At 68.7% G+C, this 12,416-nt stretch carries 13 protein-coding genes and 1 pseudogene; 7 read left to right on the top strand and 7 right to left on the bottom strand.

The genetic code is table 11. From position 1 onward, the window contains the following. Positions 1 to 20: 20 nt before the first annotated feature. Positions 21 to 692, bottom strand: coding sequence for a two-component system response regulator PhoP (phoP, locus tag SSP08S_RS35390; RefSeq protein WP_010985401.1), 672 nt, complete (start codon positions 690 to 692; stop codon positions 21 to 23). Positions 693 to 697: 5 nt separating this feature from the next. Next, positions 698 to 1,951 carry a two-component system sensor histidine kinase PhoR gene (gene phoR, locus SSP08S_RS35385; protein ID WP_019072375.1) on the bottom strand — a complete coding sequence of 418 codons (1,254 nt, stop codon included), beginning with the start codon at positions 1,949 to 1,951 and terminating at the stop codon, positions 698 to 700. 232 nt (positions 1,952 to 2,183) lie between these two features. On the opposite strand from phoR, the gene phoU reads away from it, so the two are divergent. Beyond that, the gene (phoU, locus tag SSP08S_RS35380) at positions 2,184 to 2,873 is read left to right on the top strand and encodes a phosphate signaling complex protein PhoU (protein WP_019072374.1); all 690 of its coding nucleotides are present in this window, start codon (positions 2,184 to 2,186) and stop codon (positions 2,871 to 2,873) included. A 116-nt stretch (positions 2,874 to 2,989) separates the two neighbouring features. After that, complete coding sequence (locus tag SSP08S_RS62645) at positions 2,990 to 3,148, top strand: hypothetical protein (RefSeq protein ID WP_019072373.1); 159 nt, start codon at positions 2,990 to 2,992, stop codon at positions 3,146 to 3,148. Between the two features lie 66 nt (positions 3,149 to 3,214). Here the strand turns inward: SSP08S_RS62645 and SSP08S_RS58370 are convergent, their stop codons facing one another. Then, positions 3,215 to 3,769, bottom strand: a complete 555-nt coding sequence (locus tag SSP08S_RS58370; protein WP_158697255.1) for a hypothetical protein — start codon at positions 3,767 to 3,769, stop codon at positions 3,215 to 3,217. A 97-nt stretch (positions 3,770 to 3,866) separates the two neighbouring features. Here SSP08S_RS58370 and SSP08S_RS35365 point away from each other — a divergent pair, with 97 nt between their 5' ends. The 3 genes from SSP08S_RS35365 (at position 3,867) to SSP08S_RS35355 (ending at position 6,003) form a co-directional block, all read left to right on the top strand. Then, entirely contained in the window at positions 3,867 to 4,115 is a 249-nt protein-coding gene (locus SSP08S_RS35365; RefSeq protein ID WP_019072371.1) for an SCO4226 family nickel-binding protein, read from the top strand. 159 nt (positions 4,116 to 4,274) lie between these two features. Beyond that, positions 4,275 to 4,466 (top strand): hypothetical protein, encoded by a 192-nt coding sequence (locus SSP08S_RS35360; RefSeq protein WP_019072370.1) that lies wholly within the window; start codon positions 4,275 to 4,277, stop codon positions 4,464 to 4,466. 157 nt (positions 4,467 to 4,623) lie between these two features. Next, positions 4,624 to 6,003 carry a S53 family peptidase gene (locus SSP08S_RS35355; RefSeq protein ID WP_019072369.1) on the top strand — a complete coding sequence of 460 codons (1,380 nt, stop codon included), beginning with the start codon at positions 4,624 to 4,626 and terminating at the stop codon, positions 6,001 to 6,003. Positions 6,004 to 6,096: 93 nt separating this feature from the next. On the opposite strand, the gene SSP08S_RS35350 is transcribed toward SSP08S_RS35355, so the two are convergent. After that, complete coding sequence (locus SSP08S_RS35350) at positions 6,097 to 6,420, bottom strand: hypothetical protein (RefSeq protein ID WP_019072368.1); 324 nt, start codon at positions 6,418 to 6,420, stop codon at positions 6,097 to 6,099. Positions 6,421 to 6,473: 53 nt separating this feature from the next. Here SSP08S_RS35350 and SSP08S_RS62000 point away from each other — a divergent pair, with 53 nt between their 5' ends. Further along, positions 6,474 to 6,626 (top strand): hypothetical protein, encoded by a 153-nt coding sequence (locus SSP08S_RS62000; protein WP_158697254.1) that lies wholly within the window; start codon positions 6,474 to 6,476, stop codon positions 6,624 to 6,626. Between the two features lie 233 nt (positions 6,627 to 6,859). Here SSP08S_RS62000 and SSP08S_RS35345 read toward each other — a convergent pair whose 3' ends face one another. Both SSP08S_RS35345 and SSP08S_RS56470 read right to left on the bottom strand, forming a co-directional pair. After that, a complete protein-coding gene (locus SSP08S_RS35345; protein ID WP_019072367.1) occupies positions 6,860 to 7,345 on the bottom strand; it encodes a DUF4265 domain-containing protein in 486 nt (161 codons plus the stop codon). 404 nt (positions 7,346 to 7,749) lie between these two features. After that, on the bottom strand, positions 7,750 to 8,469 hold the full coding sequence (locus SSP08S_RS56470) for a hypothetical protein (protein WP_158697253.1): 720 nt from the start codon (positions 8,467 to 8,469) through the stop codon (positions 7,750 to 7,752). 379 nt (positions 8,470 to 8,848) lie between these two features. On the opposite strand from SSP08S_RS56470, the gene SSP08S_RS35335 reads away from it, so the two are divergent. Beyond that, positions 8,849 to 11,635, top strand: a complete 2,787-nt coding sequence (locus SSP08S_RS35335; RefSeq protein WP_245608019.1) for a PKD domain-containing protein — start codon at positions 8,849 to 8,851, stop codon at positions 11,633 to 11,635. Positions 11,636 to 12,289: 654 nt separating this feature from the next. Here the strand turns inward: SSP08S_RS35335 and SSP08S_RS63745 are convergent. Beyond that, a pseudogene (locus tag SSP08S_RS63745) lies at positions 12,290 to 12,416 on the bottom strand (IS5/IS1182 family transposase); the annotation flags it as partial.

Raw genomic sequence — 12,416 nt, 5'->3', positions numbered from 1 at the left:
GTTAAGCGTGTGTACGCGGTTTACGGCTCGAACTTGTAGCCGAGGCCGCGGACCGTCACCAGGTAGCGCGGGGCACCCGGGTCCGGCTCGATCTTGGCGCGGAGGCGCTTGACGTGGACGTCGAGGGTCTTGGTGTCGCCCACGTAGTCGGCGCCCCAGACGCGGTCGATGAGCTGCATACGGGTCAGTACGCGGCCCGCGTTGCGCAGGAGCATCTCCAGCAGGTCGAACTCCTTGAGGGGCAGGTCGACCTTGGAGCCGGAGACCGTGACCACGTGGCGATCCACGTCCATGCGGACCGGACCTGCCTCGAGGGCGGCCGGGGTGACCTCCTCGGGCTCGCCGCGGCGGCGCAGGACGGCCCGGATACGGGCGACCAGTTCGCGGGACGAGAAGGGCTTGGTGACGTAGTCATCGGCTCCTATTTCCAGGCCTACGACCTTGTCGATCTCGCTGTCCTTGGCCGTCACCATGATCACGGGGACGTTGGAGCGGCCGCGCAGCTGGCGGCAGACCTCCGTGCCGGGCAGCCCCGGCAGCATCAGGTCGAGCAGGACGAGATCGGCGCCGTTGCGCTCGAACTCGTCGAGTCCGTCGGGCCCGGTGGTCGCGATGGCGACCTCGAAGCCCTCTTTGCGAAGCATGTAGGACAGGGCGTCGGAGAAGGACTCCTCGTCCTCGACGACGAGCACTCGGGTCACGGAAGGACCTCCGGGGCGGGAAGCGGTTCGTACGGGGATGTGTCAGGGGACCCCTCGGCCTCGTCGTCGAGGTCGGGGTGCTGGTGGGCACGGTCGCGGGCCGCACCCGCCTCCGGCAGCCGCAGGGTGAACGTGGAGCCCTGTCCCTCGGAGCTCCACACCGTGACCTCCCCGCCGTGCGAGGCGGCCACGTGCTTGACGATCGCCAGCCCGAGACCCGTACCGCCGGTGGCCCGCGAGCGGGCCGGGTCGACACGGTAGAAGCGCTCGAACACGCGCTCCTTGTCCTTCTCGGATATCCCGATGCCCTGGTCGGTGACGGCGACCTCGATGTGGTCGCCGCCGGGCGCGGACACCCGGCGGGCGGCTATGCCGACGCGGGTGCGGGCGGGCGAGTAGTTGACGGCGTTCTCGACCAGGTTGCCGAGGGCGGCGGCCAGCTGGCCACGGTTGCCCCAGACGTGCAGGTCGGCGGTGCCGCCGGCGGCCATGGTGATCTGCTTGGTACCGGCCTGGTGCCGGCAGCGGTCGATGGCCTCGGCGACGAGTTCGTCGACGCGCACCGGTTCGGCGTCTTCGAGGGGGTCGTCGTTCTGGACCCGTGACAGGTCGATGAGTTCCTGCACGAGATTGGTCAGGCGCGTGGCCTCGATCTGCATCCGGCCGGCGAAGCGCTCCACCGCCTCAGGATCGTCGGAGGCGTCCATGACCGCCTCCGAGAGGAGGGAGAGCGCGCCGACCGGGGTCTTCAGTTCGTGGCTGACGTTCGCCACGAAGTCTCGTCGTACGGCCTCGATGCGGCGGGCCTCGGTGAGGTCCTCCACGAGGAGCAGGACGAGCCGGGAGCCGAGCGGGGCCACACGTGCGGACACGGCGAGAGCCTCGCCGCGTCCGGTGCCCCGCCGGGGCAGATCCAGTTCGACCTGGCGTATCTCGCCGTCGCGCCGGGTGTCCCGGGCCATGGTGAGCATGGGGTCGACGGAGAGTTTCCCGCCACGGACCAGTCCGAGGGCGTACGCCGCCGAGCTGGCCTTGACCACGGCGTCCGCTTCGTCGAGGACGACGGCCGAGGAGCGGAGCACCGAGAGGACGGTGTCCACGCCCGGCGGAAGCACCGGGTCCGTGTGCAGGGAGGTCCTGGTCGGTCGCTTCTGGTCGCGTTCGCTCCAGCGGAACGCCAGCATGGCGATGACACCGGTGAGCACCCCGGCGATCGCTGCCGCTGCGGCGACCGCCGCGTTCACGTCCATGCCCCCAGGTTAGGCATGGGATACCTCCTGGCCACAGCCATCGGAGTGCGACCTCGAACACTCGTCGCCCAGAGTTCACCTTGGAGCCAGTATTGGTTCATTTGGGGTGGCGGAAACCGTCGCGTAGGAGCGGGAACGTGGGAGCGTGGGGTGGAAGGGCCGGTTTCTAGTCACAGTCGGACGGGCCCGGGGCCCCTGAGCCCCCGAAGCGAACGTAGGAGAGGGAACCCTGATGCGGGACGCGTACCACGAGGAACTTGACTCGATCGGTGACGGTCTGGTGGAGATGGCCCGGCTGACCGGGTCGGCGATCGGACGCGCCACGACGGCGATCCTGGACTCCGACCTGAAGCTGGCCGAGAGCGTCATCGAGGCCGACAAGAAGGTCGACGACCTCCAGCACGACCTGGAAGCACGGGCCATAGCCCTGCTGGCCCGGCAGCAGCCGGTGGCGACGGACCTGCGGATCGTCGTCACGTCCCTGCGCATGTCGGCCGACCTGGAGCGCTCCGGCGACCTCGCCCAGCACGTGGCGAAGCTCGCACGGCTGCGCTTCCCGGACCGCGCGGTGCCGCACGACCTGCACGCGACCATCCTGGAGATGGGCCAGCTCGCCCAGCGCCTGATGGCGAAGGCGGCCGAGGTCATCATCACGAAGGACGTCGACCTGGCCCTCCAGCTGGAGCAGGACGACGACGCGATGGACCTGCTGCACCGCACGCTCTTCCAGCACCTGCTGGACGACAAGTGGAAGCACGGCATCGAGACCGCGGTCGACGTGACCCTGCTCGGCCGTTACTACGAGCGCTTCGCCGACCACGCGGTGTCGGTCGCGAAGCGCGTGGTGTTCCTGGTCACGGGTGAGCACGCGGACGAGATCCAGCCCGACATCCAGCCGGCGACGGGGGCCGAGGGGGCGTAGGTCCCAGGTCGGGGGGCTCGTGAGGGAAGCCTCAATGCGCCGTTGATGCGCCCGCCGGAGCGGGCATCCAATGGGCAGCATCCGATGGGCACAGGCTCGAGCCTCCAGGAGGACCCATGGCCGAATCCCCCGCTACGACGACGCCGGACCCGACGCAGGAGCGCGAGACGCAGCAGCCCGCCGAGATCAAGAGCCTCCCGCTCTTCGGCGCCTGCGGCTGCGGCTCGGGCTGCGGATGCGGGTGCCAGTCGGGCAATCCCTGCCAGTGCGGCTGACCGCCGCCTGCTCCCGGAGGGGCCTCGGTGCTACGGCGCCGGGGCCCCTCCGGCGTGCTCGACGGTTCAGTGGTTCGCGGCCACGGTGAGCAGGACGTCGGTGGTGGCCGGGAGGCTGTCGTAGCCGTCGGGCAGCGCGACGGCGAAGTCGACCGACCGCAGGGTCCCGTCCTCGGCGGCCACCTGTTTGTCGACCAGGACGGAGGGCGCGAAGATCTCCTTCACCCCTCCGCACAGCCCCAGACTCGCCGGGTCGGTGCCGGAGTCCCCGGTCGCGTAGGGCCCGTTGGTGAGCCGGTCGACCCCGGCGGGCACGATCCCGTTCGCCCGCAGATAGCGGTCCATCGCCGCCCCGGAGACCCGGAAGGCGACGGCCACCGACACAGGCGCCGCCACCGTAGTGGGCGAGTACGTCACGTAATGCACGTCCTTCGCTCCGGCCGACAGCGGCAGCCGTACGACGTCCAGGGCCGCCTGGAGCGGGATCTCGCTCCCCTCGCAGACCCGGGCGTCACCGAACGGATGCCCCTCGCCCGCGAACGCCACCCACAGCCCGGCCCCCGCCCCCAGCAGTACGGCCACGACGCCCGCGCCGATCCCGGTCCGCACCCCTCGTCGCATCCCCTCACCCTCCCCCGTGATCGTTCCGCACGGTAGCCCCGGAGGCCGTGGGAGCGCAGCATGGGGAGGGGGGAACAGCACGAGGAGGTGCGAGGCCATGGCTCAGTACATGGACGTTCATCACGGAATGAAGGGCATCACGGCCGACCAGTTGATGGCGGCCCACAAGGCGGATCTCGCCGTGGAGAAGGACGAGGGCGTCCACTTCGAGCGGGCCTGGGCGGATCCGGAGTCCGGGACCGTGTACTGCCTGTCGGAGGCGCCGTCGCCCGAGGCGGTCCAGCGTGTGCACGAGCGCGCGGGGCACCGGGCGGACGAGGTGCACCCGGTGCCGTACTCGATCTGACACCGCGCGGGGGGGGCTCGGTGGTGCCCGGGGGTGCGGTCAGCCCCACCCCCGGTCGGGTGGGGCGCTCCATGGTCCGGGCGGGCGAACGACGGCATCGTAGAAGGCAGTTGGCCCCCAGTCGATCGGAAGCGGTCGCCCGTCCGGAAGGAACGTCCCATGGAATCAAGGCAGTTCACCGACCCGGCCGAGGTCCCCGGCGAGAGCGCGCTCGCTCCGCTGCTGGCCGCGTGGGACCTGGCGCATCCCGCCAAGGGTGATCCCGAGTGGCGGCACCTGCTGGACGAGATCGCGCATCCCTGCACCACGGAGGCGTTCCGTCGGCTGGCCGGGGCCGGATCCGCGGTCTGAGTAGGTCCGTCCGACCGGCAGGACCGTTCGAGCATTGGGTGCTGTTTGGGCAAAAGCTTCGGCATCGGCAGTTCAACTGACTTGTCCTGTGCATGTCTCACTGGATGAGATGCACGCAGACCATCGCGTGCAACTCACAATCATCCAGGGGGCATTTATGCACATAGCCCGCAACAGACGTGGCATCGCGGCTTCCACGGCCGCCGCCGCCACGCTCGCCGCAGCCGCACTGGCAACCGCCCCGCTGGCCGGCGTCAGCAGCGCCGCACCCGCCGCCGTACCGCAGACGAAGGCGATACCGGCGATCACCGGACACACCCTCGCCCGACACGTGTCGAGCCCGCTCTCCAGCGAGCAGTGCGAGGCCAAGTGGGGGATCGCCTGCTACAACCCGCTGCAGTACCGCACGGCGTACAACCTCAACTCCCTTTACAAGAAGGGCATCACGGGCAAGGGCCGCACGATCGTCATCGTCGACTCGTTCGGCTCGCCGACGATCCAGCACGATCTCGACGTCTACAGCAAGCAGTTCGGCCTGAAGAGCGCCAAGGTCAACGTGGTCAAGTGGGGCAAGGTCCCCGTCTTCGACCCGAAGAACGCCGACATGACCGGCTGGGCCGGCGAGACCACCCTCGACGTCGAGATGGCGCACGCGGTCGCGCCCGACGCGAAGATCGTGCTCGTGGAGACGGCGGTCGCCGAGACCGAGGGCGTCACCGGTCTGCCCGAAATGATGGACGCCGAGAAGTACTTGATCGACCACGGCGTCGGCGACGTCATCACGCAGAGCTTCGGCGCCACCGAGAACACCTTCCCCGGCTTCGACCAGGGCGACTTCTCCAGCATCAAGAAGCTGCGCTACGCCTTCCAGGACGCCAACCGCAAGCACGTGACCGTCCTCGCCTCCTCCGGCGACGGCGGCGCCACCGACTACAACCTGGACGGCTCGGCCTTCTACGACAAGCCCGTCAACTCCTGGCCTTCCTCGGACCCGTTGGTCACGTCGATCGGCGGCACGCAGCTCCACCTGAACGACAAGGGCGAGCGCGTCACCCCGGACAGCGTCTACAACGACTACGGCGCGAGCGGCGGCGGCCAGTCCCACGTGTTCTCCCGCCCGTCCTTCCAGAACGGCGTGAAGAGCGTCGTCGGCACCCAGCGCGCCACGCCCGACGTGTCGATGGCCGCGGCGGTCAACGGCGGCGCCTGGGTCTACTCCAGCTACGACCCGACCGCGATCGGCTGGGACGTCTACGGCGGCACCAGCGAGGCCAGCCCGCTCTTCTCGGGCATCGTCGCCCTCGCCGACCAGGCGGCGGGACACCGCGTCGGCAACATCAACTCGGCGCTGTACACGCTCGCTCGGCACGGCGCCAAGAGCAACGGCATCGTCGACGTGAACGACGGCACGAACAACACGTACGCGGGCGTGACCGGTTACACGGCCGGCAACGGCTACGACATGGCGACGGGCGTGGGCACGGTGGACGCGCTGCGCTTCGTTCCGGCGCTGGCGAAGGCGAGCTGGAAGCACTGAGGCTCCGCGGAACCTTCTGAACTCCCGTACAAACGGCCCGGGTTCGCATCGTCCGACGCGAACCCGGGCCGTCCGCGTTCCCAGGCCGGGAGCTCATTCGAGGGTACGAAGACCTCGCCCCCGGAAGAAGTGACGTGCGGCCCGGAGCACCAGGACCACCGTCGTGACCGCCAGTACGAGGTTGAGGGTGTCCATGGTCATGACGACGGCGTAGGGCGCGTGCAGCAGTCGCGGCAGGTTGCCGCCGATCATCCCCAGCCCCAGAAGCAGGGGAAACCACGCCCACAAGAACCGCGTGCCCCGAACAGGACCGGCTCCCTTGCGCGCCTCGACCCGCTCCCACCACCGACCACCCAGCGCCACCAGGATCAGCAGACATCCCATGGCGACCACGGACCAGTCCATGAGCTGCAGCATCGGTGCTCCCCCAAATCGCTTGTTTTCGAGTGTAGTTGGGGGACGCTTGGCCCATGGGTCGTTGGAAGCTCTACGACAACCGGTACGCCGACCTGGCGGGCCTCTCCGTCGAGCAACTGCGGGAGCGGCAGGCCGTGCAACCCCAAGGCCGCGCGGGAGTGACGGCAGCGCTTGCGTGCCTCATGACGTGGTGCCCACCGGCCTGAAGCACTGAGCGCGGCCCGATCAAAAAGCCCCCTGCCTGCGGGAAAAACGCAGGCAGGGGGCTTCTTCAGCTCGGCTTACTTCTTCTTGCCCTGGGTGTTGCCGGGGATCTTGGGGAGTTGGGTTTTTGCTGGTCGGGGGCGGTGGCATCGTGCGCCTGGTGGTCGTCGTTGGCCAACGTTGAGCGACCTCGGACGGCCCAGGGACGGCCCGGCCATGGGGCACGTGAGCGGTGTCAGCCGGCGGACGTGGCCCGCCACTGCGCGGTGATGCATCCCTCTTCCATGTCCCACCACTCCTTGGCGACGCCGTGGTTGAGAAGCCGTTGCACCTCTGCAAGATCGACGGTGGGCGGGACGTCCAGGGCGACCATGCCGAACTTCTCTATGCCCTCGCCGCTGACTCCGAGTTCGCGAAACGCGTTGATCACGCTCTGCCGTGCAGCTGCTGAACCGTCGTCGCGGAGCACGATGAGGCGGATGGTGCAGTTCTCGGAACGCCGAACCACCTCGCCGGCCCATCGCACGCCCTCCTCGTCAGGGTCGGTGGCCACGACGTCTCCGCAGGCGATGCCTCGGACGAACCAGGGGATGTTGTCGAGCCGTGCGGTGCCGTCGCCCTGGTCGACCGCCCACAGGCTCTCCACCGATGCCGGGGGCCAGTCGTCTTCGATCTCCAGCCGGAAGTGCACCTTCACGTACGGGCCCTCGGGGTTCGTCATGGTTCACAGGATGCAGAACCCTGACGCGCCGGCCTCAGGTGGGTGACGGATGACGTCTGCTCAGAGCTGGATACGGGTTGGTCCTTGCCCCAGCCGACGACAACCAGCCACGACGGCGAGGCGGCAGGCCGATCACGCGCGCGTATGTCTCGCTGCGCCCCCACCGACCTCCGCCACGTTGCCGGTGTCGTCAACTAGAGCAAGTCACGACCGTCAACCCACGCGGCGATGCCTGACCCATCAGCTTGGGAAGCTGCGGGCATTTGGGGCTGGTTGGGGCGCTGTGCTGGGCGAACGGTCGGGGTGCGGCCTCGTCGGGCTCGGCTGCTTTCACCGTGGTTCCCCGCTGTTCCCCGCTCGATCTGGTGCGGTTGTGGTGCGGCTACTGAGGTATGGCAACGAGGTCAGTGCTCGCGTCGGCCGCACTCGGCTGAGTAGAGGACCGAACCCGGGAGGGCGTCGTACGGTATGGGGCCGAGTTGGATGCACGCGGCGTCTGAGACGTCGGCCGTCAGTGCGTCGATCCACACAGAGGCTGCAGGTCGTTCGGAAAGCGGGCTGTGGAACTCGGCCTCGCCCGGTGTTTCGAAGGGTGTGCCTTCGAGTGTGGCGAGGGCGGTCAGAGTGCCGTCAGGCCGGAGTTCTGCTTCCTCGATGGTCATCCGCCAGTGAAGCTCTGCCTCTGCCAGGAGTCGCTTACCGTGATTCCCGTGGGCGAGGAGAGCGCTGTGACGGCCGCGGATGAGGCGCGCGATGGCGCAGCAGAGCGGGACGTCTGTGCCGTAGGGAGTGTCCACCCGGTTGTGGCCGGCGGTCGGGAAGTAGCCCAGCGCGTCTGCCAGGAGCCCGAGGGCTGCCTCTTTGATGCGCGGCCGCTGGCCATGCTCGACGAGATCCAACAGGATCGGGGTGGCAGCGTAGGCCGCCGGAAACACCATGGCGGCGTGGCTGCAGACGAAGCCTCCACCAGCAAGGAGAGACGCGGCGTCGCCCGTCTCGTTGGCCGTGGTGGACACCGTCAGCAGTCGTAGTGCGTGAGCAACCCGTTCCGGTTCGTCGCACTGGTGCCACGTCGGGTTCGGTATCGTCCACCAGTCCACGGCGTCAATGGCGTCAAGGGACACCATCGCATTCTGCCGGACTGAAGCCCTGAGCGCGGGAAGTTGCGATCTTTCATTGCCGGTTCGGGCGCTGACCTGGGTGAACGACTGAGCAGGGGACTCATCGGGCGCGCTTGGCTACACCGTGATTCCCTACTGTTTCCCGCTCTGTCCGGTGCGATTGTGGTGCGGTGCGATGACCGCCATCCAGGAATCATGCCCCGGAGCGGCCAAGATCGGGTAAAAGACGCTCGCGCAACCGTTCGCCTTCCCGAAGCTGATCTAGCCTCGGCTCAGCTCCAGCGGACAGCTGACTGGATGTGACAGGCCGTGCGCGATGGCGATCATGCGCCCTCACCGGCCAGGGGGAGGAGCGCACCGGATGCGCCGCGGACGACCACTCGTGACACCCGCCGTTTTGGGGGTCTTGCTCAGCGGCCTCGGTGCCAGCACTGCTCACGCGGACACCGGTGCCGCGCTGTACGTCGACAACCTCGCCGCCAACTGCAGCGACACCGGCCCCGGCTCGCAGACAGAGCCCTTCTGCCAGATCCAGCCGGCCGCGCAGGCCGCGACTGCGGGCGACACCGTCCACATCGCCGGCAACAACACCGTCTACGCCCCGGTGACCATATCGAGCAAGGGCACGGCAGACGCGCCCATCAGATTCCTCGCCGCAGCCGGCACCGGAACAGCCGTCACGGTGGCAGGCGGGCAGACGACGGGGATCACCTTCTCGGGCTCCCAGTACGTCGACATGGCCGGTATCCACGCCTCGGCCAGCGCAACCACTGCCCTGGCCTTCGCGGACTCACAGCACATCACCTACCGCGTCGCCACCGTCGGAACCGGCCTCCACACGGCGGCGACCATCCCGGCGATCACGGTCGACGGTTCCTCCTCCGGTATCGCGCTCACCCGGGACCTGGTCTCCCAGTCGGGCGGCCCGGTCTTCGCCAGCGCGGCCGGAGCACAGGACATCACGCTCTCCGACGACCGCTTCGGTGGGAACGTGCGTGGCGGCGTCACGGCCGTGGGCACCAGCGGCATCCACCTCGCAGGCGACACCATCTCGACGGTGTGCGGGAACGCGATCAGCCTGACAGGCGGCAGCTCCGGGTCGGTCGAGAACACCGTCGTGATGCCCGATACGACCGCCACCTGCTCCGACACCGGCACACCGGCCGAGATCACGGTGGACGCCGCCTCCGCCGCGCAGGTCACCGAGGACTACAACGCGGTCAACCCGCTGTCGACCGGCACCGACTACGACTGGGCCGGCACCGCGTACGCAACCAGCCAGGCCCTTCGAACCGGTACCGGGCAGGGTGTTCACGACCTCGACCAGACGGACCTGACCATCCCCGTGACGGGGTGGCTGACGGAACACTCACCGCTCATCGACTCGGCCGACGCCAGCGCCCCCGGAGAACTCTCCACGGACTACTACGGCAAACCCAGGGTCAACGACCCTCTGGTCGCTGACACCGGCACGGGTGACAGCTCGTACGACCGGGGTGCCTTGGAGTTCCAGGACCCGTTCACGGTGAGCGGGATCGCCATGTCGCCGAAGGCCGCCTACGTCGGAGTGGCCACCACCTTCACCGCCAAGGTCAATAATCCCTGGTCGGACTCGCTGGACGGCGCGAGTTACGCGTTCGACTTCGGCGACGGCACCACGACCACATCGTCCACCGGCTCGGCGACACACACCTACACGCAGGACTCCGGGAACGGCTACCTCCAGGCCGCGGTGGCGGTGGACAGGGCCGACGGCACCCCGCTGGGCACGAGCGGGTTCATCACGTTCGGGGTCACCCAGCCCCCTGGGCCCGACGCCGGCCTCACCTGCGGTCAAGACCCGTCAGAACCCCGCACCACGAGCTGCGCGTTCACCGCCACCGGCTACTACCGGATGACCAGCGACCGGATCACCTTCGGCGACGGCTCGACGGCTGTCGCGGTCACCGGCTCCGGCGGCTCCACAGCTCACACCTACGCCACCGCCGGCACGTACACCGTCACGCAGCACATCACCGACTCCGACGGGCGCACCGCCACGGCGACCACCAAGGCGACGGTCGGTCCCTCCTACGTGGTCACGAGCCCGAAGCGCATCCTGGACACCCGTCACGGCACGGGCGCACCCCAGCGGCCGGTCGGTCCCGGCGGTGTGGTGCGCCTGAAGGTCCTCGGTGCGGGCGGCATTCCGACTTCCGGGGTGACCGCGGTGACCATGAACGTCACCGACGCCGACGCCACCGCGAGCAGCTACGTCACGGTGTACCCGGACGGCACCAGTCGCCCGACCGCCTCCAACCTCAACTTCACCGCCGGGCGGGTCAACCCGAACCTGGTCACGGTCCGGGTCGGCAGCGACGGCTACGTCGACCTCTACAACGCGCACGGCGACGTCGACCTCATTGCCGACGTGGAGGGCTACTTCACCAGCGTGCCCAGGACCGGCGCGCACCTGAGCGGTCTGTATCCCCTCACCACACCCGAGCGGGACCTGGACACCCGTAACGGCACCGGCGCCCCCAAGGGCAAGGTCGCACCGGGCAGCACCACGACCGTCACTCTGCGTCCCGGGAGTTCTTCCGCGGTGGCCGGCGTCCTCGACATCACCGCGACAGGAGGCACCACGAGCGGCGTGGTCACCGTCTACTGCGGAAGCCGCCCCAGTACATCGAACCTGAACTACCGCGCCGGGCAGACTGTCTCCAACCTGGTGGTCACACCCGTCTGCAGCGGCAAGATCGAGATCTACAACAGCGGCGGTCATGTCAACCTGATCGCGGACCTCCAGAGCCTCTACACCACAGGCGGAGGCCCGTTCGTACCGACCAGCCCCACTCGCTTCCTCGACACACGCAACGGCACGGGTGCCCCTGCCGAGCCGCTGGGTGCGGACGGCACACTCACTGTGAAGGTCGCCGGTGTCGACGGCGTCCCGGCCGACGCCGGTGCGGTGCTGGTCAACCTCACGGGTGTCGCGCCGACCGCTGCCACGCACCTGACGGCCTACGGCGACGGCAGCGTGCCGAATGTCTACAACGACAGCCTGGCCGCCGGAGAGACCCGCCCTGTCCTGGCCGTGCTTCCGGTCGGCGCAGACGGCTGCATCCGCATCAACAACGCTCAGGGAGCCGTCAATGTCATCGCCGACCTGGAGGGATACTCCGGCTGACCGGCTGCGGTACCGCGAGCCGGTCACCAGCACGCTATCCCGGACAGGGGTGCACGCTTTCCAACTGTGGCGGTGGGGTGTTGGGGTGTGTGCGGGGGCGGTCACCTGTGTTCACGGTCGGCTGGTCGCCGGAGCGGCTACGGGCGTCGGTCTCGTCTGAACGTCCGCGAACGGCGCTGAATGAGACGGAAACTGAGACGGACGGGGGGCTCACCTCGTGCACTGGCGCCGTACATGGTCGCTCGTTGTCGTCGCGGTCCGTGCACGTTGATGTCAACGGCGGATGTCAGCGGAACAGCCCCGGGACCGGACAGACCTCCAATGGTTCGTCCGGCCGGTCTGCCCAGTTCCACCAGAGATGCCGACCGGCACACCGCCACAGTGCCCGACAGGTCCGCAGACCATCGTCCTCCCGTTTGGCGAGGACTAGGCCACCGAACCTCATGGGCTGGCTGCACTCGGGACAGGCTGGGGCGTCGTCGGTCATGCGGGGCACCCTAACGAAGCGACCGCTTCGTCCCGAAGCAACTTGGGTGGGGGTGCTGCCGCGGGCTGGAGTGCGTTTCACCTGCGTCGCTGGTCCGCAGACGTTTGCCCTCGTTCGCCGGTGTTCGTCGGCGTTGTCACGCAGCTAGAGGGCGTCTGAAAAGCCTGTCAGCGGGCTGGTCTTGCGAGGCGGCGCACGAGGAGCATGACCATGGTGAGGTAGAGGGCGTTCTCCGAGCAGGCGCGCAGGTACTCGTAGTCCTTCGACAGGCGGCGGCACCGTCCCAGCCAGGCG

This window comes from Streptomyces hokutonensis, from assembly GCF_000376565.1.
GTDB classification, from domain to species: domain Bacteria; phylum Actinomycetota; class Actinomycetes; order Streptomycetales; family Streptomycetaceae; genus Streptomyces; species Streptomyces hokutonensis.
The sequence above is the reverse complement of the archived record's forward strand: the minus strand, read 5'-3'. Positions and strand labels throughout refer to the sequence as shown.

Bases quoted from the DNA above. Each gene is read 5' to 3' on its own strand.
- SSP08S_RS58370 (WP_158697255.1), bottom strand. From the start codon at position 3,769: ATGCGACGAGGGGTGCGGACCGGGATCGGCGCGGGCGTCGTGGCCGTA.
- SSP08S_RS35360 (WP_019072370.1), top strand. From the start codon at position 4,275: ATGGAATCAAGGCAGTTCACCGACCCGGCCGAGGTCCCCGGCGAGAGC.
- phoR (WP_019072375.1), bottom strand. From the start codon at position 1,951: ATGGACGTGAACGCGGCGGTCGCCGCAGCGGCAGCGATCGCCGGGGTG.
- SSP08S_RS62645 (WP_019072373.1), top strand. From the start codon at position 2,990: ATGGCCGAATCCCCCGCTACGACGACGCCGGACCCGACGCAGGAGCGC.
- SSP08S_RS35355 (WP_019072369.1), top strand. From the start codon at position 4,624: ATGCACATAGCCCGCAACAGACGTGGCATCGCGGCTTCCACGGCCGCC.
- SSP08S_RS35345 (WP_019072367.1), bottom strand. From the start codon at position 7,345: ATGACGAACCCCGAGGGCCCGTACGTGAAGGTGCACTTCCGGCTGGAG.
- SSP08S_RS62000 (WP_158697254.1), top strand. From the start codon at position 6,474: ATGGGTCGTTGGAAGCTCTACGACAACCGGTACGCCGACCTGGCGGGC.
- SSP08S_RS35350 (WP_019072368.1), bottom strand. From the start codon at position 6,420: ATGCTGCAGCTCATGGACTGGTCCGTGGTCGCCATGGGATGTCTGCTG.
- phoU (WP_019072374.1), top strand. From the start codon at position 2,184: ATGCGGGACGCGTACCACGAGGAACTTGACTCGATCGGTGACGGTCTG.
- SSP08S_RS35365 (WP_019072371.1), top strand. From the start codon at position 3,867: ATGGCTCAGTACATGGACGTTCATCACGGAATGAAGGGCATCACGGCC.